Origin of the sequence: Agromyces sp. Leaf222 (assembly GCF_001421565.1) — a bacterium.
Taxonomy (GTDB): Bacteria; Actinomycetota; Actinomycetes; order Actinomycetales; family Microbacteriaceae; genus Agromyces.
In genome coordinates, this window is sequence record NZ_LMKQ01000001.1 from 1,899,329 (window position 1) to 1,921,866 (window position 22,538).

Here is a 22,538-nt window from a genome sequence, read left to right on the forward strand (position 1 = left end):
GGCACGGTGACGGAGGCAGGCCGTAGGCTTTCGACGGAGGTGGCCATGGCCGTACAGCTCGGCAGGTATCCCGAGGCGAGGCACGTCATCGCCCACGTCAGCGACACGCATCTGCTCGACGGTGGCGCCCTGCTCGGCGGCGAGGCCGACACCGTCGAGGCCCTCGCGCACACTGCGTCGCAGCTCGCCCTGCTCGGCACCGACCTCGACGCGATCGTCGTCACCGGCGACGTCGCCGACCTCGGCGAGCCCGACGCCTACCGGCGCGTGCGAGCAGTGCTCGAGCCGCTCGCCGCCGACGCCGAGGCCGAGCTCGTCTGGGTCATGGGCAACCACGACGAGCGAGATGCCTTCCGTGTCGCCCTGCTCGACGTCGCCCCGCAGGGCGACACGCCCGTCAACCACGTCGTCGACGTCGGCGGCGTCCGGGTCATCGCGCTCGACTCGAGCGTCCCGGGCTACCATCACGGGGCGCTCGAGCCGCAGACCCTCGAATGGCTCGACGCGGTGCTCTGCGAACCCGCCCCGTTCGGCACGGTCCTCGCCCTGCATCACGCGCCGATCCCCACGCCGATCGCGCTCATGGACGTGCTCGAGCTCCAAGGGCAAGACGGGCTCGCCGAGGTCGTTCGCGGGCGCGAGGTCAGGCTCATCCTCGGCGGGCACCTCCACTACGCGACGAACGGCAGTTTCGCCGGCATCCCGGTGGCCGTCGCCGGGGCCACCGCGTACACCCTCGACGTCGCAGCCTCGGCTCGCAAGCTCGTGGGCGTCGACGGCGGGCGGTCATTCACCCTCGTGCACCTCTTCGACGAGCACGTGGTGACCTCCGTCGTGCCGGTCGGCCCGCATCGGGTCGTCGCCGGCTTCGGCGAGGAATTCCTCGACGAGATCGAGGCCCTCGGCCCGGCAGAGCGCCTCGAGCGCTTCTCACGGAAGCGCTCGGGCTGATCCGCCGTTCTGGCGCGCCTTCGCATCCGCCGCGCGCGGGGCGGTGCAGGCTGGCATGGTGATGGGGCTCGACGCCGTCCTCGCGGACTACCTCGCGCACGTGAAGACGGAGCGCGGATACTCGGCGCACACGCTCGCCGCCTATGCGGGCGACCTCGGCGATCTCCTCTCCTTCGCCGAGTCGCGCGGCGTGACCGACCCGGTCGGCATCGACCTCGCGCTCCTCCGCGACTGGCTGTGGGTGGCGACCGAGCGCGACCTCGCGCGAGCCAGCATCGCCAGGCGTGCGGCATCCGCTCGCGGCTTCACCTCGTGGCTCTCGAGGCAGGGCATCGTCGAGGTCGACCACGGAACACGGTTGAAGGCGCCACGGGCGTTGCGCACGCTGCCGCGGGTCGTCTCGCAGACGGCACTCGAAGGGGCGATCGCCCGCCTCGAGGGGCGGGCGGCCGACGGCGATCCGATCGCCGAGCGGGATGTCGCGATCGCCGAACTTCTCTACGCGTCGGCCCTGCGCGTCTCGGAGCTCGTCGGACTCGACCTCCCCGACGTCGATCGCGAGCGTCGAACGGTCCGCGTCATGGGCAAGGGCTCGAAGGAGCGAGTGGTGCCGTACGGGGCTCCGGCCGCGCGAGCGATCGACCGCTATCTCGAGCATGCGCGACCCGCCATCGTCGCGGGGCTCGCCGCGCAGCTTCCGGCAGCCGATCAGGTCGGCCGCGAACGAGTTCCCGCCGCGTCCGCGACGACGCCTCGACGTGAGCCCGACCGGGCCGCGATGCTGCTCGGCATCCGCGGCGCGCGCATGGGGGTGCGCAGCGTGTACCGGCTCGTCGCCGGCATGCTCGAGGAGATCCCGGGCACCGGTCCGAGCGGGCCGCACGCACTGCGGCACACGGCGGCGACGCACCTGCTCGACGGGGGCGCTGACCTCCGAGCGGTGCAGGAGTTCCTCGGCCACGCGAGCCTCGGCACGACGCAGATCTACACGCACGTCTCCGCCGAGCGACTGAAGCAGAGCTACCGCACGGCGCATCCGCGCGCCTGAGCCACCGCGCGGGCCGCAGCGATCACTGCGGAAGCAGCACGGCCCTCGGAACGCCGCCGAGGTAGAGCATGGGCGAGACGTACTCGCCGTGCAGGCGCACCCCGAGGTGCACGCAGCGATCTTCGCAGTGGCCGCCCGATGCCACCGCACCGATCGCCGAGCCGGCCGTGACGGCGTCTCCCTCGACGACGCTCGCGTCGACCGGCTCCATCGAACTCACGAGGCCGGCTCCGTGGTCGATCGAGACGACGGGGCGTCCGGCGACCATGCCCGCGAACGAGACGACCCCCTCGGCCGGCGCACGAACGGGTTCGCCGGACGACGCTCGGAGGTCGACTCCGCGATGACCGGCCGCATACGGGGTCGCCGGGGCCCGGAACGGCGCCTCGACGAGGATCGGGGCCTCGGTGGGCCAGGCCCAGTCATCGCGGACGACCAACCCGTCTGCGTCGTCGGTCGCTCGCTCGGGCCCGAGCGCCACGATGGGCGCGATCGCGGAATGAGGCCGGCCCGCGGCATCCGTCACTCCCCGGTGTACGGGATCCGCGAACGCCCCACTGCCGGCGGGGGCGGTGATGGCGCAGACCACGGCCGTCGCGGTCAGGCGGAGCGCCATCGAGCGCCACCGACCGCGGGCAGTGCGGCGACCGGACCGTCGAACGGCGGGATCGGGCATCGTCATGCCCCGATCGTCAGTGATCCCGAACGGCCGAGCGGCGTGCGCGGGCCGGTGCGGCACGCGTCGGCCCCCGCGCCGGGTTGGGGAGGACCGGTGCCGGTGCTAGACTTTCGAGAGCACCCCGCGCGTCGGGGTGACTACGCGTGCCATTTCGGCAGACGACTCCACTCAGTCCAACTTCGGCTCTCACGAGCAGGAGGCGGCGGAGCCGTGCCGGGCACCAGGGCTCCGACCGCCGGTCGAAGCGTCAACTGAGAACAAAGGAGTACGGCTCATGGCCGTCGTCACCATTCGCCAGCTGCTCGACAGCGGCGTGCACTTCGGGCACCAGACCCGCCGTTGGAACCCGAAGATGAAGCGGTTCATCTTCACCGAGCGTTCCGGCATCTACATCATCGACCTGCAGCAGTCGCTCGCCTTCATCGACAAGGCGTACGACTTCGTCCGCGAGACGGTCGCCCACGGCGGCACCATCCTCTTCGTCGGCACGAAGAAGCAGGCACAGGAGTCCATCGCCGAGCAGGCGACCCGCGTCGGCCAGCCCTACGTCAACCAGCGTTGGCTCGGTGGCCTCCTCACCAACTTCCAGACGGTCTCCAAGCGCCTCGCGCGCATGAAGGAGCTCGAGGAGCTCGACTTCGAAGGCACCACGAGTGGCTTCACCAAGAAGGAACTCCTCATCAAGAAGCGCGAGCTCGACAAGCTGCACAAGTCGCTCGGCGGCATCCGCAACCTGTCGAAGACGCCCTCGGCGCTCTGGGTGGTCGACACCAAGAAGGAGCACCTGGCGATCGACGAGGCCAAGAAGCTCGGCATCCCCGTCATCGGCATCCTCGACACCAACTGCGACCCCGACGAGGTCCAGTACCCGATCCCGGGCAACGACGACGCCATCCGTTCGGTCGCGCTGCTGACCCGCATCATCGCCGACGCCGCCGCTGAGGGCCTCATCGAGCGCCACCAGAAGCCCGAAGAGGCCGGCAACGTCTCCGCCGTCGAGCCGCTCGCCGAGTGGGAGCAGGAGCTCCTCCAGGCCGGTTCCGCGACGACCCCGGAGCAGGCTTCGGCCGAGACCGAGAAGGTCGCCGAGACCGAGGCAGAGGCGAAGGCCGAAGCTGCAGAGGTCGTCGAAGAGGCTGACGCTCCCGAGGCCGCAGAGGTCGTCGAAGAGGCCGCCCCCGAGGCTGCTGCAGAGTAATTCCGCCGCTCAACTCGAACTCAAAGGAGAATGCCGGAAATGGCAATCAGCATCGCCGACATCAAGGCCCTGCGCGAGCAGCTCGGCACGGGCATGGTCGACACCAAGAAGGCGCTCGAGGAAGCCGACGGCGACCTCGAGAAGGCCACTGAGATCCTCCGCCTCAAGGGTGCGAAGGGCAACGCGAAGCGTGCCGACCGCTCGACCAGCGAAGGCCTCGTCGCGGCCAAGGAGTCGCCCTCGGGCTACACCCTGATCCAGCTCGCATGCGAGACCGACTTCGTCGCGAAGAACGACAAGTTCGTCGCCCTCTCGGAGCGCGTGCTCGACGCGGTCGCCGCTGCCGGCGCCGCAGACGTCGACGCCGCCCTCGCGGCGCCGCTCGACGGCAAGACCGTCGGCGAGGTCATCGACGAGCAGGCCGCCGTCCTCGGCGAGAAGGTCGCGCTCACGCGCGCCGTCACGCTGCCGGGCGACCAGTTCGCGGTCTACCTGCACAAGACCTCGAAGGACCTCCCGCCGCAGATCGGCGTCGTGGTGTCCTACTCGGGTGAAGACGCCGAGACCGCTCGTGCGATCGCACAGCACATCGCGATGTTCGACCCCACGTACCTGACGCGCGACGAGGTTCCGGCCGACGTCGTCGAGAAGGAGCGCGAGATCGTCACCGAGATCAGCCGCAACGAGGGCAAGCCCGAGGCTGCCCTGCCGAAGATCATCGAGGGTCGCCTGACGTCGTTCTTCAAGCAGGTCGCCCTGCTCGAGCAGGACTACGCCCGCGACAACAAGCAGCAGGTCCAGAAGGTCCTGGCCGACGCCGGCATCACCGTGTCGTCGTTCGCCCGCTTCAAGGCCACGGCGTAAGTCGTTGTGAAGGAGTCCGGATCGCCTCGCGATCCGGACTCCTTTGCTGTGTCCGGGGCATCCCGGCCGGCCGACGAAGGATCCATCGAGGATCGACCCGTGTTCGGCACGCGCCGCAGCACGAGAAGCACTAACTTTGACTCCCAAGGGGAAGGAACGGTCGGGGATGACGGAACGTAGACGCAGGGTCATGCTCAAGCTCTCGGGCGAGGCGTTCGGCGGAGGCTCGCTCGGCGTGAACCCCGACGTGGTGAGCGCACTCGCACGAGAGATCGCCGATGCCGCACGAACGGTCGAGATCGCGATCGTCGTCGGCGGCGGGAACTTCTTCCGCGGTGCAGAGCTCTCCCAGCGCGGCATGGACCGCGGGCGCGCCGACTACATGGGCATGCTCGGCACGGTCATGAACTCGCTGGCGCTCCAGGACTTCCTCGAGCAGGCCGGCGCCGAGACCCGCGTGCAGTCGGCGATCTCGATGACGCAGGTCGCCGAGCCGTACATCCCGCGCCGCGCGGAGCGCCACCTCGAGAAGGGCCGCGTCGTCATCTTCGGTGCCGGTGCCGGACTCCCGTACTTCTCCACCGACACCGTCGCAGCCCAGCGTGCGCTCGAGATCGACGCGGAGGTCGTGCTCGTCGCGAAGAACGGCGTCGACGGTGTCTACTCCGACGACCCGCGCACCAACCCCGACGCGCACAAGATCGACCGGATCACCTACCAGGAGGCGCTCCAGCGCGGCCTCAAGGTGGTCGACTCGACGGCGTTCAGCCTGTGCATGGACAACGGCATGCCCATGCAGGTCTTCGGCATGGAGCCGGGCGGCAACGTCACCGCGGCGATCCTGGGCGCCGACCTCGGCACCATCGTCAGCAACAGCGAGTCCCCGGCGACTCGATAGACTGATCCGAGCAGCGAACGAAGGAGCCCCCGTGATCGCGGATGTACTGTCCGATGCCAATGCACGCATGCAGAAGGCGGTCGAGGTCGCCAAAGACGACTTCGCGTCCGTCCGCACCGGCCGTGCCAATCCCCAGCTCTTCCAGAAGATCCTGGTGAACTACTACGGAACGCCCACGCCGCTCGCGCAGCTCGCGTCGCTGGCGAACCCCGAGGCTCGCACGCTCGTCGTGACGCCCTACGACAAGAGCGCCCTCCGCGACATCGAGCAGGCCATCCGCGACACCCCGAACCTCGGCGCGAACCCGAGCAACGACGGCAACATCATTCGCGTGACGCTTCCCGAGCTCACCGAGGAGCGCCGTCGCGAGTACGTCAAGATCGTCAAGTCCAAGGCCGAAGACGCCAAGGTCTCCGTTCGCAACATCCGTCGCAAGGCGAAGGACGACCTCGACGCGCTGAAGGGCGAGGTCGGTGACGACGAGGTCGGTCGCGGCGAGAAGGAGCTCGAGCAGGTCACGAAGTCGAACATCGACGCGATCGACGACGCGCTCAAGCGCAAGGAAGCCGAACTCCTCGAGGTCTGAGAGAAGACGATGTCGGGCGTCCCTGAACATGACGATGCGGACGCCGCTGGGCGGGATCGCAACGCTCGCGATGAGTTCCGGTCGCAGGTGCATGCGAGACGTGTCGATATCGAGCGGCAGTTCGAGGCGTCGAAGGCGCAGTTCGATCAGGCGCAGGAGAAGATCAACGCCCGCACGGGCCGCAATCTGATCCTCGCGATCGCCATCGGATTGGGCTTCGGCGGTGCATTGCTGCTCAGCCTCCTGGTGATCAAGGAACTCTTCCTGGTGTTCGCGGTCGCCCTCGTGGCGTTCGCGAGCTACGAGCTCGCGCAGGCGCTGCGCAAGGGGCGCTTCGACGTTCCACGCATCCCGACGGTGGTCGTGGCCGTGGCCGTCGTGCCGTTCGCGTACTTCGGCGGCGCGGGTGGGCAGGTCATCGCGGTCCTCGTCGGCATCGTGCTGGTCTCGGCGTGGCGGCTCTGCGAGCAGTTCTTCGCGGGCCGGCGCACCTCGGGTCGAATGCTGCTGCGCGACCTCGGTGCCACGGCGTTCGTGCAGGGGTACGTGACGTTCCTCGCGACCTTCGCGGTCGTGCTCACCGCAGCCGATGGCGGGCAGTGGTGGACCCTCGCGTTCGTGATCGTCGCGATCTCGGCCGACACCGGTGCGTACGCATCTGGGCTCATGTTCGGCAAGCACCCGATGGCGCCCGTGATCAGTCCGAAGAAGACCTGGGAGGGCTTCGCCGGGGGAGGCCTCGCCAGCGTGATCGCCGGTGTGCTGCTCTCGCTCTTCATGCTCGGCAACACGTGGTGGTTCGGGCTCATCTTCGGCGTCGCGATCTTCCTGACGGCGACGCTCGGCGATCTCGCGGAGTCGCTCATCAAGCGCGACCTCGGCATCAAGGACATGAGCTCGTGGCTTCCGGGCCACGGCGGATTCCTCGATCGCCTCGACTCGATCCTGCCGTCTGCGGCGGTCGCGTTCGTGGCGTTCCGCATCTTCGGGTGAAGCTCGGTGATAATGGGTCGGTGGACTCCACCTTCCCCCGCACCCGAAAGCCTCAGCGCGGCTACCACGCCGAGCAGGTCGACGAGTTCCTGCAGGTCGCTCGGCGGGCCTACGACGGCGTGCCCCTCGCATCCGACCCGCCGTTGAACTCGGAGCGAATCCGCCTGACCGCGTTCGCCCTGCAGAAGGGCGGCTACGTCACGGCTGACGTCGACGCCGCCATGGAGCGACTCGAAGACGCCTTCGCCGTCGAGGAGCGCCAGGTCGCCGCCCGCCTGCACGGCGACGAGGTCTGGCTCGCCGAGGCGCGCACGACGGCGCAGGTCGTCTCCAACCGGCTCGCACGGCCCGAAGGACACCGATTCGACCGCATGAGCCCGCTCGCGCTCGGCTACCGGGTGCGTGACGTCGACAAGTTCGCGGAGAAGCTCACCCGCTACTTCCGCGACGGATGGCCGATCTCCATCGACGATGTCCGAAGCGTCGTGTTCTCCACGCAACGAGGCGGATACCGCGAGTCGCAGGTCGACCTCGTGCTCGACGCCGTCGTCGACGTCATGCAGGCCGTCCGCTGAGCGGGCAGGCGCGAGGACGCCGTTCGCTCGAGCGCGCGGACCTCGGATACACTCGACGAATCGTGGGCAGGCATACAGGCATCGAGCAGGGCGAGACGCCCGCGACCCCTCCTCGAACGGCCGTCTCCACGCGCAGCGCGGTCAAGCAGGGCGTCACCGTCGTCTTCGCGTTCTGCGCGGCGTTGAGCTTCGTCGCCATCAACCTCGTCGACCCGAATGCGGGTGCGACGGCAACGCCCGACGGCGTGTCCGGCGACCGATTCGGCGGCGCCGCGATCCAGGCTTTCGAGGTCGACGGCGACTACACGCTCGACGCCTCGAAGGAGGGCTACGCCGTCGAGGCGAAGCCCGCATACGTGGAGCCCGCGTCCACGAGCGAGGAGAGCGGTTGGGCGCCGCCCGCGGTGACGCCTGATCCCGGTTCCGCGCAGGCGTACGCCGCGACGGCCGTCGCGGCACGCGGCTGGGCCACGACGGAGTTCGACTGCCTCGTCGCCCTCTGGAACAAGGAGTCCGGCTGGCGGGTCAACGCGTACAACGCGGGCAGCGGTGCCTACGGCATCCCGCAGGCACTGCCCGGCTCGAAGATGGCATCGGCGGGCGCCGACTGGGAGACGAACGCGGCGACCCAGGTCGAATGGGGCCTCGGGTACGTGCAGGGTCGCTACGGAACGCCCTGCGGGGCGTGGGCCCACTCCGAGTCCATCGGCTGGTACTGAGCCGCGCGCGCACGCCCTTCGGCGGCCGCACACGGTGGTGCATGCAGGCCATCGGACCGGCGGATGCCGCATCCGACCGTAGACTTGTGACATGCCGCGCTCGAACCGTTCCCATGGTCGCGCGGCGCGGGCACGCGAACCGCACCCCGAGCTCGACGTCGAGCGCCTGAGCTCAGGCTGGCGACGAACGGAGTCGCGCGGCGGCCGCGAGTGGAACGTGCAGCCCGTCTCCGAGGCGCAGGCGGTGAAGACCTACGTGTGCCCGGCCTGCGGGCTCGAGGTCGCACCCGGCGTCGCGCACCTCGTCGTCTGGCGTGCCGACGGCGTGCTCGGCGATGCGGCAGACCTCGCCGCGCGACGGCATTGGCATCAGCACTGTTGGAGGATCGGAACGAGATGACCAACCCCGAATCTGCGCCGGTCGAGATCCGCGCCGCGGTCGAACTGCCCGCCGTACGCGAGGAGGTTCGCCTGCACACGGCCGACGGCCTCACCCTCGTCGGCGAACTCGCGACCCCGGTCGGCGTGGAGCCGGTCGCCACGCTCGTGACGTTGCATCCGCTGCCCACCGCCGGCGGCTTCATGGACTCGCACATCATCCGCAAGGCTGCGGCGCGGCTGCCGGCGCTCGCGAACCTCGCGGTGCTCCGGTTCAACACCCGGGGCACCACCTCGCCCCGTGGCACGAGCGACGGCTCGTTCGGCGAAGGCGTCTCGGAGCGCGAGGACGTCGCCGCGGCCATGGCGTTCGTCGCGCAGCGGGGCCTGCCGAACCCCTGGCTCGTTGGCTGGTCGTTCGGCACCGAGCTCGCGCTCAAGTACGGCCTCGAGCATGACATCTCCGGGGCCGTGCTGCTGTCGCCGCCGCTGCACCGCACCTCGGTCGAGGAACTGCGCCGGTGGAACGACGTCTCCGTGCCGGTCGTGGCCCTGATCCCCGAGTTCGACGACTACCTCCGACCGGATGCCGCGGCCGAACGGTTCGCGGTCGCTCCGAAGATCGCCCGCATCGACGTCGAGGGAGGGCGCCACCTGTGGGTGGGGGAGACCCAGACCCGGCGCGTGCTCGACGAGATCGTCGCGGCGGTCCATCCGGCGGCGCTGCCCTTGCCGACGACGTGGCCGCCGACCGCGGCACCGTCGGGTGGGTCGCCCGAGCCGGCGCATTCGGCCTGATGCGGCTCGTCAGAGCTCGTTCTGGCGCGGAATGACGACCTGCTTGATGATGAGCAGGAACGACGCCGCGACCGGGATCGCGACGAGCGCGCCGAGCAGGCCGAGGAGCGTGCCTCCGGCCAGCGCCGCGATGACGACGAGCGCTCCGGGGACCTTCACGGCGCGGTTCATGATGCGGGGGCTCAGCACGTATGCCTCGACCTGCATGTACACCAGGTAGTAGATCGCCGCGACGAGCGCGGTGAGCGGCGACCCGAGCCCGGGGATCAGGCAGACGAGCACGATGATCACGGATGCCGACAGGGTGCCGACGAGCGGCACCAGCGAGAAGATGAACGCGAGGAAGGCCAGCACCGCCGGGAACGGTGCCTGGATGATCGACAGGAAGATGAAGCTCGCGACGCCGTTGCAGGCTGCGAGGCCCGCCTGGCCGAGCACGTAACGACCGACCGACTGCGTGATCTGCTCGGTCAGGTCGGCGAACCGCGACCGGCGAGATGCTGGGACCAGCTGGTAGGCGGTGTGCTTCATCGCGCTCAGCGAGGCGGAGAAGTACAGCGTCAGGATGAAGACGATCACGAGGGCGAAGATGCCGGCCCCGAGTGCGATCGCGACCTGGAGCACGCCGCCCGCGAGTTCACTGAGCTTTTCTGGGTTCGTGAAGAAGTCGGTGATCGCGGCGGTGACCTGCTCGGTGATGTCCTGGATCGGCACCTGGGGGAACTGCCTGGTCAGGTCCTCGAGCCACTCCAGCGATTGCACGCGGTCGGCGATCGCCGGGATCTCCTCGACGAGCTGTCCCACCTGGTCGACGACGATCGGCACCACGGCGAGCACGAGGGCGGCCACGAGGAGCCCGACCCCGGTCATCACGATGAGGATGGACGCCCAACGGGGAAGCCCCCGGCGCTCGAGCCAGCCGATGGCCGGTTCGAGGCCGAGGGCCAGGAAGAGTGCTGCGCCGACGTACGTCAGCACCGTTGACAGGCTCGCGATCGACGCGAGGATGACGATGCCGACACCGACGCCGAGCGTGCCGACGAGGCCGATGCGGAACGCGTTCTGGATCTTCATCGAGCCTCGCCGACCGTCGGATTGAGCGGGGGACTAGCCGCGGCTCGCCGCAGCGACCTGCTCGGCCTGCGTCAGCACGCCACGGAGGCTCTCGAAGTAGCCGGCCACCGCGTCGCGCTCGATCTTGATCTGCGAGAGGCGGTCTTCAGCGTCGGCGACGAGCGCGCGAGTGCGCTCCTCGCCGTCGGCGATGAGCTTGCGGGCCTGCGTGTGCGCGGCGGCGATGCGCTCGCGCGCCTCGTCGTCGGCCTTGTCGCGGAGCTTCGCGATCTCGCCGCGGACCTCGGTCTCGAGGCGGTCGGCCTCGGCGCGGCTCTCGGCCGTGCGAGCGGTCGCCTCGGCGAGCTCGGCGTTCGCGTCCTCGAGGAACTTCTGCGTCTGCGAGGTCGCCTCCTGGTGGCTCGCGAGGAGCTCCTGCTCGGCCTCGTCGCGCTTGGTGGCGAGCTCGGCCTCGAGGTCGAGGTGCGCCTTCTCGATCTCACGGCGCATGCGGTTGACCTCGTGCGTGGTCTTCTTGCGCATCGACGTGAGCTGGTTGTCGAGGTCGATGCGGGACTGCTCGGACTCGGCGTCGAAGTCGGCGCGAGCCTGCTCCTGCTCGAGCGCGAGGTCGGCACGCATCTGCTCGAGGTCTGCGGCGTGCTTGGCCCGCAGGCGGTCGAGTTCGCTCTGCAGCTTCACGCGTGCGAGTTCGGCCTCGCGGGTGAGGTCGACGCTCGCCTGCTCGCGCTGCTGCTCGAGCTCGGCGCGGCTCGCCGCGAGTTCGCGGTCGAGGTCGGTGCGGGCCTGCTCGAGCTCGTGCACGAGCGCGGCGCGGCGCTCGGAGATCTCCGCCTCGAGTGCGGCACGACCCTCGTCGCTCTCGCGTTCGAGGTCGAGACGCGACTGCTCGGTCTCGGAGGCGAGGTCGATGCGCGCCTGCTCGGTCTCCTTCGCGAGCTCGGCGCGTGCGCGGTCGAGCTCGATCGCGACCTCGGCGCGGGTCTGCTCGGTCTCCTGCGTAAGTCCGGCAGCGGTCGCCCGCGCCTCGGACGCCTCGTTGTTTGCGGAGACGAGGATCTCGGACGCCTTGCGCTCGGCGCCGGCGATGGCGGCGGCCGCATCGCGCTTGCCGCTCGAACGGAGGTCGGCCGCCTCGGTCGTGGCCGCGCCGCGGATCGCCGCGGCATCCCGAGCGGCGTCGTTGCGCAGCTGCTCGCTCGACTCATGGGCGCGCGAGACCATGTCGTCGGCCTCGGCACGGGCGTTCTCGAGCATGCGGGCCGCCTGCGAGCGGGCCTCGGTGAGCGTGCGCTCGGCGAGCTCGTTCGCGTCGGAGCGAAGCAGGTGCACCTCGTCTTCGGCCGCGCGACGGAGCTTCTCGGCGTCGATGTCGGCCTGGGCGATGAGCCGCGTGGACTGCTCCTCGGCGACGCGCAGGGTGTTCTCGAGCTTGGTGCCGAGCCCCGAGAAGGTCGGGCTGCCGACCTCTTCGAGCTCTGCGCTCAGCTCTTCGATGCGCGCGAGCAGGCGCTTGTTCTCTTTCGACTGCTCTGCCAGCTGGTTGTTCGCGGTGATGACGTCACGACGAAGTCCGTTGATGTTCTTGTCGACTTCGTCTTTGTCGTATCCACGGAATACCTGCGTGAACTCGGTCTCTTCGACGGCCAATTCTTCCTCCGGGCTCTGTCCCGCGTCGTGGGGGCTCGTGCGGGATCACATGATTCTACGGGTGCGCGAGGGCGTGTCGGTACGGGTGGTGGAGTGCATCCCCGCGTGACGGGTCGCGTCGCGGCGGAGCCGACTCTCAGGCTGATGTCGGTAGGCTTGGTTGTCTTTGTTCAATGCCGCCCAGAGCGGTACCGGAGGTAACGTGCGATTCGTCTTCGCCATCCTGGCGTTCGCCGCCGCAGCCGTGATGATCGGATTCGGCATCGCGCAGCGCACGGTGTTCCTCGAACCCGACCGCGTCTCGCTGACGTCGACCACCGAGTCGGATGCCGCCTACGTCGTCGTCGAGCCGGGGGCGCTCGCCGCGCATCCGGGCAAGCAGACCCTGACCGTCGCCGGCCCAGACACGGTGTTCCTCGCCTACGGGCGGTTGAGCGACGTCGAGTCCTGGATCGGGGACGCCCCGTACGTCGCCGTCACCCACGACGCCGACGCCGGCGAGCTGTCCGCGATCGACTCGCGTGACGCCGCGGGCGATGACGGCGATGCCGCCACCGAGGGCGACGGCGCAACCGACGGAGACGAGGGCGAGACCGACGCGTCGACCCGCCCGTCGCCGACCGAGACCCCGGCCCCGACGCCCGAGCCGACGCCGGCCGACGGCGATGCCACCGAGGACGATGCCGCCGACGCCGACGCGGCCGACGGCGACGAACTGTTGAAGGTGGTGCCGGCGAACTCGCCGGTCGGCTCCGACCTGTGGCTCGACGAACTCTCGGGCGAGCGCAGCGTCACGACGACCATCGACGTGCCCGACGACATCGCGGTGCTGATCGCCTCCGACGGCACGAACCCGGCGCCGTCGCGCCTCACCATCACGTGGCCGCTCGACAATTCGACTCCGTGGGCCGGTCCGCTGCTGCTCGGCGGCGGCGTGCTGTTCCTCATCGGCATCGCGCTCGTGATCTCCGGATTCATGCACCACCGACGTTCGCGCGGCCCGCGCCGCAACCTGCCGAAGGGTCGCATGGGCAGCGGCCCCAAGCCGGCGGAGCTCCGTCGCGGCCCGATGGGCGGCGGACGCCGTGCGATCGGGCGATCGAAGCGGGTCGCACTCGTGCCCGTGCTGCTCCTGCCAGCCCTCGCCCTCACGGCGTGCTCGCCCGACTACTGGCCGAGCTTCGACCAGCCGCCGGCGACGACCGCGCCAGCGACGACGGCCCCACCGGTCGAGCCCGCGGCGACCGACGACCCCGAAGCCGACGAGCCGGCCGCTGAGCCGCTCGTTCCCGCCGTCACCGTGCCGCAGATGGAACGCATCATGGCGCGCGTGGCCGAGAGCACGGCAGCCGCCGACGAGGCGCTCGACGGCGACCTCGCGGCCGACCGGTTCACCGGCCCGGCCCTCGAGGCCCGCCGCGCGAACTACGCGATCCGCACGTCGCTGCCCGACCAGCCCGGCCCGGTTCCGGTTCCCGCGACGACGCCGACGCTGATCCTGCCGCAGCAGGTCGCGGGCTGGCCGGCGACCGGTCGAACGGTGCTCGTCATCGAGAAGGCCTCCGACGACCCGACCGTCGCGCCGACCGCGCTGTACCTGCAGCAGGCCTCGCCCCGCGAGAACTACAAGGTCGTCTACGCGATGGCCCTCGCCCCTGACGCCGACGTGCCCGAGGTGGCTCCGGCGAGCATCGGAGCGCCGCTGATCTCGCCCGAGTTCAAGGGCCTCGTCATGCAGCCCGACGAGGTCGGCGCGGCCTATGCCGACCTGCTGCTGAAGGGCGACGACTCCGCGTACGCCGAGTTCTTCGACCCCGAGGGCGACCTCCTGCGCGAGCAGCTCGGCGTCGCCGGGCAGCAGGTCATCCGCGACGACCTGAAGGCGACATCGCCCACGGCCGACATCGCGTTCACGAACGCCGTCGGCGACGGGCCGACGATCGCCCTCGCGACGAACGACTCGGGCGCGCTCGTGACGGCGACCATCGAGCAGACCGAGAAGGTGACGCCCAACGACGGCGGCACGATCGGCTTCCAGGAGGGTGCGCCCGGCGCAGCCCTCTCGGGCTTCACCGGCAAGAGCGCGAAGGGCGTGCAGCGCATCATCGGCATCCAGATGGTGTTCTACGTGCCCGCCGTCGGCTCAGACGAACAGATCCGACTCCTCGGGTGGTCCGAGGGACTCGTCGGCGCATCGGAGGTACCGTGACCGATCCCACCCCCCACGCCGCGCTCCGCGGCGCCGTCGACCTCTCGTCGCTCGTGCAGCGTCCGCCCCAGGCGGGTGCACCGGCCGGCGCCGCACCGGCTGCGCCCGCGCCAGGTCAGGTCGTCTTCGCGACCGACGACCAGGGATTCCCGGCCGCGCTCGAGCTCTCGCGCACGGTTCCGGTCGTCGTGGCCGTGTGGGGTTCGTGGAGCGAGCCCTCGGTCGAGCTCGTCGCGACGCTCGACCGGCTCGTTCGCGCCCGTTCGGGTCGTCTGGTGCTCGCGACGGCCGACGCCGACCGCAGCCCGCAGCTCGTGCAGGCGTTCCAGGTGCAGTCGGTGCCGACGGTCGTCGCCGTGGTCGCAGGGCAGCCCGTCCCGCTGTTCGCGGGCGTCCAGCCCGACGAGGTCATCGACCAGGTCTTCGACCAGCTCCTCGAGCTCGCGTCGCAGCACGGCGTGACCGGCTCGGTCGAGGCGACGGATGACGCGGGCGAGCCCGATGCCGAGGCGCAGGCGCCCGCCGAGCCTCCGCTGCCGCCGCTTCATCAAGAGGCGTACGACGCGATCGAGCGCGGCGACTTCGACACGGCCGCCGCGACCTACCGCAAGGCGATCGCGCAGGACCCCCGCGACCAGATGGCCGTCGCGGGCCTCGCACAGGCGAACCTGCTCGGCCGCCTCAGCGGCAAGACGCTCGACGCGATCCGCAACGCGGCCGCAGCCGACCCCGACGACCTGTCTGCCCAGCTCGACGTCGCCGACCTCGACCTGTCGGGCGGACACGTCGACGACGCGTTCGACCGGCTGCTCACGATGTTCGTGAAGCTCGACGCCGACCAGAAGAAGCTCGTGCGGGAGCGCCTCGTCGAGCTGTTCGAGGTCGTCGGAACCGAGGACCCCCGGGTCGCGGTCGCTCGCCGTCGACTCACGAACCTGCTGTTCTGAGCGGTCCGACGTCAGCCGTACGCGGTGATCGACGAAGGCCTCGCCGCATCGGCGAGGCCTTCGTCGTCACGTCGGGGTGACGCCGTTCACTCCAGCGTGAACCAGACCGCGCCGAGCGGCGGCAGCGTGAACTCGGCCGAGGCGGGTCGCCCGGCCCATGGCGTCTCGGTCGCGTCGATCGCGCCGAGGTTGCCGACGCCGGATCCACCCCACTGCGCGGCATCCGAGTTCAGCACCTCGCGCCAGCGCCCCGCGACGGGCAGGCCGAGGCGGACCCGTTCGTGCGGCACGCCGGCGAAGTTGACGACGCAGAGCAGCGGGCGGCGATCGCGGTCGTAGCGGAGGAATGCGACGACGTTGAGCTGTGCGGCCCCGCCCTCGACCCATTCGAATCCGGCCGAGTCGTCGTCGAGCTGCCAGAGCGCGGAGTGCTCTCGGTAGACGCGGTTCAGGGCGCCGACGAACTCGGCGAGCTGCTTGTGGCTCGGCTGTTCAAGGATCCACCAGTCGAGGCCGCGTTCCTCGCTCCACTCGGAGAGCTGGCCGAACTCCTGGCCCATGAAGAGGAGCTGCTTGCCGGGGTGCGCCCACATGAACGAGAGGTAGGCGCGCACGTTGGCGAGCTGCTGCCAGTGGTCGCCCGGCATCTTGCGGATCAGCGAGCCCTTGCCGTGCACGACCTCGTCGTGGCTGATCGGCAGCACGAAATGCTCGCTGAACGCATACAGGAACGAGAACGTGAGGTCGTGGTGGTGGTGCGAGCGGTACATCGGGTCCTTCGAGATGTACTGCAGGGTGTCGTGCATCCAGCCCATGTTCCACTTGTAGCCGAAGCCGAGGCCGCCGCTCGAGGTCGCGGCGGTGACCCCGGGGAACGACGTGGACTCCTCGGCGATCATGACGACGCCCGGGTTGCGCTTGTAGGCGGTGGCGCTGGCCTCCTGGAGGAATCCGATGGCCTCGAGGTGCTCGCGCCCGCCGTGGATGTTCGGCAGCCACTCGCCGTCGGCGCGGGAGTAGTCGAGGTAGATCATCGAGGCGACGGCGTCGACGCGCAGGCCGTCGACGTGCATCTCCTCGAGCCAGAACAGCGCGTTCGCGACGAGGAAGTTGCGCACGCGCGGGTTGCCGTAGTCGAAGACGTACGTGCCCCACTCCTTCTGCTCGCCGCGGCGGGGATCGGGGTGCTCGTAGAGCGCCTCGCCGTCGAAGCGTGCGAGCGCGAACGCGTCCTTCGGGAAGTGGCCGGGCACCCAGTCCATGATCACGCCGTAGCCGGCCCGGTGCAGGCGGTCGATGAGGTACTTGAGGTCGTCGGGGGAGCCGAACCGGCTGGTCACCGCGTAATAGCCGGTGACCTGGTAGCCCCACGATCCGCCGAACGGATGCTCCGCCAGCGGCATGAACTCGACGTGCGTGTAACCCAGCCAGCCGAGGTACTCGATGAGCTCGTCGGCGACGTCTCGGTAGCCGCGTCCGGGACGCCACGAGCCGAGGTGCATCTCGTAGATGCTCATGGGCAGTTCGTGCACGTTGGCGTGCGCCCGGCGCGAGATCCACTCGCCGTCGCCCCACTCGTGGGTGGTGGTCGACACGATCGACCCGGTGGCGGGCGCGACCTCGGCCTGCCTGGCCATCGGGTCGGCCTTCATGATCCACTCGCCGGAGGCCGTGAGGATCTCGAACTTGTAGACGGTGCCGGGATCGATGCCCGGCACGAACAGCTCCCAGACGCCGGAGGCGCCCATGCTGCGCATGGCATGCGACGTGCCGTCCCAGCGGTTGAACCCGCCGACGACCCTCACGGCTCTGGCGCGCGGAGCCCACACCGTGAACGAGGTGCCGTCGAGGGAGCCGGTGATGCCCCAGTGCGCGCGGTGGTGCGCCCCGAGCACCCTCCAGAGCTCCTCATGCCGGCCCTCGCCGATCAGGTGCAGGTCGAGCTCGCCGATGCTCGGCGCGAACCGGTACGGCTCGTCGCTCGTCCAGTCGTCTTCACCGTAGACGGCGCGGATGCGGTAGTCGCGTGGCGCGTCGTCGGCGACGCCGGCCCAGATGCCGTGCCCGACGTGCTGCAGGGGCAGGGCGGGGGCGCCGTCGAACACGGCCTCGACCGTGTCGGCGAGGGGACGGCGGGTTCGGATCACCGTCTGCGCCGCGACATCCGCTCGCTCGGGATGCAGCGGATGCTGGCCGAGCACCGAATGCGGATCGGCGTGGCGGCCCTCGGCGACCGCGAGCAGCACGTCGTCGGCGACGGCCGGACCCGTCTGCGGCGCGCGCTCAGACATTCGGCACCCGCACGACGTGCAGGATGTGGGCGGGACGCGTGAACGCGTCGAGCCGCACGTAGTTCGAGTCGCCCCAGTCCCATCGGTGCCCTGTCACGAGGTCTTCGACGGTGAAGCGCGCGCCGGGTGCGAGCCCGATGGTCTCGAGGTCGAGGTGCACGGTGGTCTCCCTCACGGAGTGGGGATCCACGTTCGCGATGACGATGATCGTGTCGTCGAGGCCGTCGGGCGTGAAGCGGCCCTCGAGGTGCTTCGAGTACACGAGCACGGCGTCGTCGTCGCTGGCGTGGAACCTGATGTTGCGCAGCTGCCCGAGCGCGGGGTGGGCGGAACGGATGCCGTTCAGGATGCCGAGGTAGAGGCCGAGCGAACGGCCCTCGGCCTCTGCGGCGGCGAAGTCGCGCGGCTTGTACTCGAACTTCTCGTTGTCGATGGCCTCTTCGGCACCGGGGCGCGCGACGGATTCGAAGAGCTCGAAGCCCGAGTAGACGCCCCAGTTCGGCGCGGCGGTCGCGGCGATCGTCGCCCGCACGGTGAAGGCCGCCGGGCCGCCGAACTGCAGGTACTCGGTGAGGATGTCCGGCGTGTTCACGAACAGGTTCGGGCGCATGAAGTCGGCCGTCTCCTGCGAGACGCTCGTGAGGAACTCCTCGAGCTCCTCCTTCGTGTTGCGCCAGGTGAAGTACGAGTACGACTGCTGGAACCCGACCATTGCGAGCGCCTGCATCATCGAGGGCCTGGTGAAGGCCTCGGCGAGGAACACCACGTCGGGGTCGGTCGCGTTGATGTCGCCGATGATCCGCTCCCAGAACGCGAGCGGCTTCGTGTGGGGGTTGTCGACCCTGAAGATGCGCACGCCCTGCTTCATCCAGTGCCGGATGACGCGCTCGACCTCGACGAGGATGCCCTCGGGGTCGAGGTCGAAGTTGACGGGGTAGATGTCCTGGTACTTCTTCGGCGGGTTCTCGGCGAAGCGGATGCTGCCGTCGGGCAGCACGGTGAACCACTCGGGATGCTCGGCGACCCACGGGTGGTCGGGGGAGGCCTGCAGTGCGAGGTCGAGGGCGACCTCGATGCCGAGCGCGTTCGCCCGGCGCACGAAGGCGCGGAAGTCGGCGAGCGTGCCGAGGTCGGGATGCACTGCGTCGTGACCGCCGGCCGTGCCGTCGGCGAGGGGGCCGCCGATCGCCCACGGCGACCCGGGATCGCCCGGCGCCGGGTCGAGCGTGTTGTTCGGCCCCTTGCGGTTCGTCACGCCGATCGGGTGGATCGGCGGCAGGTAGAGCACGTCGAAGCCCATGGCCGCGACGCCGTCGAGCCGCTTGGCCGCCGTGCGGAACGTGCCCGACTTCCAGACACCGTTCCGCTGCCGCCGCGCGCCCTCCGAGCGGGGGAAGAACTCGTACCAGGAGCCGACGCCCGCGCGCCGGCGCTCGACGAGAATCGTGTGCTCGTCGGAGTCGGTCGCGAGCAGCGCGAGCGGCCGCGTCTCGAACTCGGCGAGCGCCGGGTCGTCGACGAGCGCACGCCGGACGGCGACGGATGCCGCGGTGTCGCGCAGGTGCGACGAGATCGCCGTCAGCCGCTTGCGCACCGTGGCCGGCCGCGCCTTCTCGGCGACGGCCCGGTCGAGCAGGCGTGCGCCGATCTCGAACATCAGCTCGACATCCACTCCCGCGTCGATCTTCAGCGCGGCGTCGTGACGCCACGTGGCGATCTCGTCGTCGAAGCCGGTGACGCGCCAGTGCCACTCGCCGACCTCGTCGAGACGGACCTTCGCCTCCCACCGGTCGGTTCCGGGCGCGGTGAGCGTCATGCGCTCGCGCCGTTCGACGCCGGACGGGGCGGTGATCACGAGCATCGCGCCGACCTGGTCGTGCCCCTCGCGGAACACGTTCGCGCGGAACGGCACCACCTCGCCCTCGAACGCCTTCGGATGCCAGCGAGGATCGGGCACGGCGGGGGAGAGCCGGGTGACGGGGATACGACCGGCGCGAACGGTACGGGTGCTCACGTGAACGACCGTAGCGCGGAAATGCCCCGCCCGAGCGCCCCGACGTTCACACATTCGACATGCACGGCACGTAGGTTGGTGCCGTGAAGCCCATTCGCAAGTTCACCGTCCGAGCCGTCGTCCCGGCCCCGCTCTCGGCGCTCGAGGAGCTGGCCGCCAATCTGCGCTGGTCGTGGCACGAGCCGACCCGGCGTCTGTTCGAGGCCATCGATCCCGAGCTGTGGCGGGCGTCGAACCGCGACCCCGTGACGTTGCTCGGCGAGGTCGCCCCCGAGCGGCTCGACGAGCTCGCCCGCGACGGCGGGTACGTCGAGTGGGCCGAGCGCGAACGCGCCGGACTGCGCGAGTACCTCGAGCAGCCGCGCTGGTTCCAGTCGCTCGGCGCCGACGTGCCGCGCACGATCGCGTACTTCTCGCCCGAGTTCGGCATCACGGCGGCCCTGCCGCAGTATTCGGGCGGCCTCGGCATCCTCGCCGGCGACCACCTGAAGGCGGCGTCCGATCTGGGGGTGCCGCTCATCGGCGTCGGCCTGTTCTACAAGGCCGGGTACTTCTCGCAGTCGATCACCGACGACGGATGGCAGCAGGAGCGCTACCCGGTGCTCGACCCCGACGGGCTGCCGCTCTCGATGCTGCGCCACCCCGACGGGTCGCCCGTGCAGGTCACCCTCGCCCTGCCGGACGACGCGGAGCTGCACGCACGCGTGTGGACGGCCGCCGTCGGCCGCATCACGCTGCTCATGCTCGACACCGACATCCCGGTGAACTCCGACGCGCTGCGCTCGGTGACCGATCGCCTCTACGGCGGCGGCGGCGAGCACCGCCTGCTGCAGGAGCTGCTGCTCGGCGTCGGCGGCGCCCGCGCGGTGAAGATGTACACCGAACTCGCATCGCGACCCGCGCCCGACGTGTTCCACATGAACGAGGGGCACGCGGGATTCCTCGGCCTCGAGCGCATCTCGACGCACATCGGCGAGGGCCTCTCGTTCGCCGAGGCGCTGCAGGTCGTGCGCGCCGGCACCGTGTTCACGACGCACACGCCCGTGCCCGCCGGCATCGACCGCTTCGACCGGGGTCTCGTCGAGCGCTACCTCACGTCGTCGCTGCTGCCGGGGGTCGAGTTGGAAGACGCCCTCGCCCTCGGCGTCGAGCCCGGCGCGGATCCGGCGACGAGCGCGTTCAACATGGCCGTCATGGGCCTCCGCCTCGCGCAGCACGCGAACGGCGTCTCGAAGCTGCACGGCGAGGTGAGCCGGCGCATGTTCGGCGACCTGTGGCCCGGCTTCGACACCGACGAGGTGCCGATCACGTCGATCACGAACGGCGTGCACGCGCCGACCTGGACCGACCCCGCCCTGCTCGCGCTCGCCGAGTCGAACCTCGGAACCGGCGACACCGAGCACGCCGACTGGCGCAGCGACGCGATCTCCGACGGGGAGTTCTGGGGCGTCAAGCGCAGCATGCGCCTGCAGCTCGTCGAAGACGCGCGTCGGCGCCTCGCGACCGCGTGGAGCGAGCAGCACGCCGGCGCCCAGCCTCCACGGTGGGTCGGTCGCGTGCTCGACCCCGACACGCTCACGGTCGGCTTCGCGCGCCGCGTGCCGACCTACAAGCGCCTCACGCTCATGCTGCAGGACCCCGAGCGGCTGAAGGCGATCCTCACGAATCCCGACCGCCCCGTGCAGTTCGTGATCGCCGGCAAGTCCCACCCCGCCGACGACGAGGGCAAGCGGCTCATCCAGAAGCTCGTGCAGTTCGCCTCCCAGCCCGAGCTCCGCGAGCGGATCGTGTTCCTGCCCGACTACGACATGGGCATGGCCGAGCTGCTCTACCCCGGCTGCGACGTATGGCTGAACAACCCGCTGCGCCCGCTCGAGGCATGCGGCACCTCCGGCATGAAGGCCGCGATCAACGGTGCGCTCAACCTGTCGATCCTCGACGGCTGGTGGGCCGAGTACGAGGGCGAGGACTACGGCTGGGTGATCCCGTCGGCGGATGCGGCGGGCGACGCCGGCGAGCGCGACGCGCTCGAGGCGGCATCCCTCTACGAACTGCTCGAGCACCGCGTCGCGACCCGCTACTACGAGCGCGACCACGACGGAGTGCCCGTCGAGTGGGTGCGCCGGGTGCGCACCACGCTGACGGCCCTCGCGCCCGAACTCGGCGCCGACCGCATGGTGAAGCAGTACGTCGAGGAGCTCTACCGGCCCGCCGCCGAGCAGGCCGAGCGCGTGGCCGCCGACAACGACCGGGGCGCGAAGGAGCTCGCTGCGTACCGCGCGCGGCTGCGCGAGGCGTGGCCGAGGGTGCAGGTCAGGCACGTCGAGTCGGGCGGCGTCGACGCGCCGCACGTCGGCGACGAGCTGCGGTTGCGCGCGCACGTCGACCTCGGCGGGCTCGCGGCCGATGACGTCACGGTCGAGGCCGTGCACGGGCGCAGCCGCTCCGACGAGCGCATCGAGCACGCGCAGCGCACGCCGCTGACGCCCGCGGTGTCGGGCACGGATGCCGGGTCCGCCGCCTCGGGGCCGCAGCTGTACACCGGCACCATCGTGCTCGACCGGGCGGGCTCGTTCGGGTACACCGTGCGCGTCGTGCCGCGGCATGCGCTGCTCACCTCGCCGGCGGAACTGGGACTCGTCGCCGTCGCCGGCTGAGCGCCGCGG

19 protein-coding genes are annotated in these 22,538 nt (G+C 70.3%); 14 read left to right on the forward strand and 5 right to left on the reverse strand.

The window, feature by feature from the left end; translation table 11 throughout:
• Nucleotides 1–45: 45 nt before the first annotated feature.
• Nucleotides 46–951, forward strand: a complete 906-nt coding sequence (locus ASE68_RS08335) for a metallophosphoesterase (protein WP_055857300.1) — start codon at nt 46–48, stop codon at nt 949–951.
• 61 nt (nt 952–1,012) lie between these two features.
• Nucleotides 1,013–1,999, forward strand: a complete 987-nt coding sequence (locus ASE68_RS08340; RefSeq protein WP_055860998.1) for a tyrosine-type recombinase/integrase — start codon at nt 1,013–1,015, stop codon at nt 1,997–1,999.
• Nucleotides 2,000–2,021: 22 nt separating this feature from the next.
• Here ASE68_RS08340 and ASE68_RS08345 read toward each other — a convergent pair whose 3' ends face one another.
• Nucleotides 2,022–2,681, reverse strand: a complete 660-nt coding sequence (locus ASE68_RS08345) for a M23 family metallopeptidase (protein ID WP_235480796.1) — start codon at nt 2,679–2,681, stop codon at nt 2,022–2,024.
• A gap of 271 nt (nt 2,682–2,952) precedes the next feature.
• Here ASE68_RS08345 and rpsB point away from each other — a divergent pair, with 271 nt between their 5' ends.
• The 9 genes from rpsB (at nt 2,953) to ASE68_RS08390 (ending at nt 9,687) form a co-directional block, all read left to right on the forward strand.
• On the forward strand, nt 2,953–3,876 hold the full coding sequence (gene rpsB / locus ASE68_RS08350) for a 30S ribosomal protein S2 (RefSeq protein WP_055857303.1): 924 nt from the start codon (nt 2,953–2,955) through the stop codon (nt 3,874–3,876).
• Between the two features lie 39 nt (nt 3,877–3,915).
• Nucleotides 3,916–4,740 carry a translation elongation factor Ts gene (gene tsf / locus ASE68_RS08355; protein WP_055857306.1) on the forward strand — a complete coding sequence of 275 codons (825 nt, stop codon included), beginning with the start codon at nt 3,916–3,918 and terminating at the stop codon, nt 4,738–4,740.
• Nucleotides 4,741–4,906: 166 nt separating this feature from the next.
• Nucleotides 4,907–5,638 carry a UMP kinase gene (gene pyrH, locus ASE68_RS08360; RefSeq protein ID WP_055857308.1) on the forward strand — a complete coding sequence of 244 codons (732 nt, stop codon included), beginning with the start codon at nt 4,907–4,909 and terminating at the stop codon, nt 5,636–5,638.
• A 31-nt stretch (nt 5,639–5,669) separates the two neighbouring features.
• A complete protein-coding gene (gene frr / locus ASE68_RS08365; protein WP_055857310.1) occupies nt 5,670–6,224 on the forward strand; it encodes a ribosome recycling factor in 555 nt (184 codons plus the stop codon).
• 87 nt (nt 6,225–6,311) lie between these two features.
• On the forward strand, nt 6,312–7,217 hold the full coding sequence (locus ASE68_RS08370; RefSeq protein WP_235480797.1) for a phosphatidate cytidylyltransferase: 906 nt from the start codon (nt 6,312–6,314) through the stop codon (nt 7,215–7,217).
• 20 nt (nt 7,218–7,237) lie between these two features.
• Nucleotides 7,238–7,792 (forward strand): DivIVA domain-containing protein, encoded by a 555-nt coding sequence (locus ASE68_RS08375; protein ID WP_055857313.1) that lies wholly within the window; start codon nt 7,238–7,240, stop codon nt 7,790–7,792.
• Between the two features lie 62 nt (nt 7,793–7,854).
• Nucleotides 7,855–8,511 carry a lytic transglycosylase domain-containing protein gene (locus tag ASE68_RS20720; protein ID WP_235480798.1) on the forward strand — a complete coding sequence of 219 codons (657 nt, stop codon included), beginning with the start codon at nt 7,855–7,857 and terminating at the stop codon, nt 8,509–8,511.
• Between the two features lie 91 nt (nt 8,512–8,602).
• On the forward strand, nt 8,603–8,911 hold the full coding sequence (locus ASE68_RS08385; RefSeq protein WP_055857321.1) for a hypothetical protein: 309 nt from the start codon (nt 8,603–8,605) through the stop codon (nt 8,909–8,911).
• Nucleotides 8,908–9,687: an alpha/beta hydrolase gene (locus ASE68_RS08390; protein WP_055857328.1), complete on the forward strand. Its 780-nt coding sequence runs from the start codon at nt 8,908–8,910 to the stop codon at nt 9,685–9,687. The genes ASE68_RS08385 and ASE68_RS08390 overlap by 4 nt, the downstream gene beginning before the upstream one ends.
• Before the next feature lie 9 nt (nt 9,688–9,696).
• Here the strand turns inward: ASE68_RS08390 and ASE68_RS08395 are convergent, their stop codons facing one another.
• On the reverse strand, nt 9,697–10,761 hold the full coding sequence (locus ASE68_RS08395) for an AI-2E family transporter (protein ID WP_055857333.1): 1,065 nt from the start codon (nt 10,759–10,761) through the stop codon (nt 9,697–9,699).
• Between the two features lie 33 nt (nt 10,762–10,794).
• Nucleotides 10,795–12,411 carry a hypothetical protein gene (locus ASE68_RS08400; RefSeq protein ID WP_055857337.1) on the reverse strand — a complete coding sequence of 539 codons (1,617 nt, stop codon included), beginning with the start codon at nt 12,409–12,411 and terminating at the stop codon, nt 10,795–10,797.
• 202 nt (nt 12,412–12,613) lie between these two features.
• Between ASE68_RS08400 and ASE68_RS08405 the strand changes: the two genes are divergently transcribed.
• Both ASE68_RS08405 and ASE68_RS08410 read left to right on the forward strand, forming a co-directional pair.
• Nucleotides 12,614–14,620 (forward strand): hypothetical protein, encoded by a 2,007-nt coding sequence (locus tag ASE68_RS08405; protein WP_055857346.1) that lies wholly within the window; start codon nt 12,614–12,616, stop codon nt 14,618–14,620.
• Nucleotides 14,617–15,567 (forward strand): tetratricopeptide repeat protein, encoded by a 951-nt coding sequence (locus ASE68_RS08410; RefSeq protein ID WP_055857348.1) that lies wholly within the window; start codon nt 14,617–14,619, stop codon nt 15,565–15,567. Before ASE68_RS08405 ends, ASE68_RS08410 begins: the two co-directional genes overlap by 4 nt.
• A gap of 86 nt (nt 15,568–15,653) precedes the next feature.
• Here the strand turns inward: ASE68_RS08410 and glgB are convergent, their stop codons facing one another.
• Together glgB and ASE68_RS08420 are read right to left on the reverse strand one after the other, a co-directional pair.
• On the reverse strand, nt 15,654–17,858 hold the full coding sequence (gene glgB / locus ASE68_RS08415) for a 1,4-alpha-glucan branching protein GlgB (RefSeq protein WP_055857353.1): 2,205 nt from the start codon (nt 17,856–17,858) through the stop codon (nt 15,654–15,656).
• Nucleotides 17,851–19,926 carry an alpha-1,4-glucan--maltose-1-phosphate maltosyltransferase gene (locus ASE68_RS08420; RefSeq protein ID WP_082462125.1) on the reverse strand — a complete coding sequence of 692 codons (2,076 nt, stop codon included), beginning with the start codon at nt 19,924–19,926 and terminating at the stop codon, nt 17,851–17,853. The genes glgB and ASE68_RS08420 overlap by 8 nt, the downstream gene beginning before the upstream one ends.
• Nucleotides 19,927–19,955: 29 nt before the next feature.
• Here ASE68_RS08420 and glgP point away from each other — a divergent pair, with 29 nt between their 5' ends.
• Nucleotides 19,956–22,529, forward strand: a complete 2,574-nt coding sequence (gene glgP / locus ASE68_RS08425) for an alpha-glucan family phosphorylase (RefSeq protein WP_055857358.1) — start codon at nt 19,956–19,958, stop codon at nt 22,527–22,529.
• Nucleotides 22,530–22,538: the final 9 nt, after the last annotated feature.

Bases quoted from the DNA above. Each gene is read 5' to 3' on its own strand.
- ASE68_RS08335 (WP_055857300.1), top strand. From the start codon at position 46: ATGGCCGTACAGCTCGGCAGGTATCCCGAGGCGAGGCACGTCATCGCC.
- ASE68_RS08340 (WP_055860998.1), top strand. From the start codon at position 1,013: ATGGGGCTCGACGCCGTCCTCGCGGACTACCTCGCGCACGTGAAGACG.
- ASE68_RS08345 (WP_235480796.1), bottom strand. From the start codon at position 2,681: ATGACGATGCCCGATCCCGCCGTTCGACGGTCCGGTCGCCGCACTGCC.
- rpsB (WP_055857303.1), top strand. From the start codon at position 2,953: ATGGCCGTCGTCACCATTCGCCAGCTGCTCGACAGCGGCGTGCACTTC.
- tsf (WP_055857306.1), top strand. From the start codon at position 3,916: ATGGCAATCAGCATCGCCGACATCAAGGCCCTGCGCGAGCAGCTCGGC.
- pyrH (WP_055857308.1), top strand. From the start codon at position 4,907: ATGACGGAACGTAGACGCAGGGTCATGCTCAAGCTCTCGGGCGAGGCG.
- ASE68_RS08385 (WP_055857321.1), top strand. From the start codon at position 8,603: ATGCCGCGCTCGAACCGTTCCCATGGTCGCGCGGCGCGGGCACGCGAA.
- ASE68_RS08390 (WP_055857328.1), top strand. From the start codon at position 8,908: ATGACCAACCCCGAATCTGCGCCGGTCGAGATCCGCGCCGCGGTCGAA.
- ASE68_RS08395 (WP_055857333.1), bottom strand. From the start codon at position 10,761: ATGAAGATCCAGAACGCGTTCCGCATCGGCCTCGTCGGCACGCTCGGC.
- glgB (WP_055857353.1), bottom strand. From the start codon at position 17,858: ATGTCTGAGCGCGCGCCGCAGACGGGTCCGGCCGTCGCCGACGACGTG.
- ASE68_RS08420 (WP_082462125.1), bottom strand. From the start codon at position 19,926: ATGTGTGAACGTCGGGGCGCTCGGGCGGGGCATTTCCGCGCTACGGTC.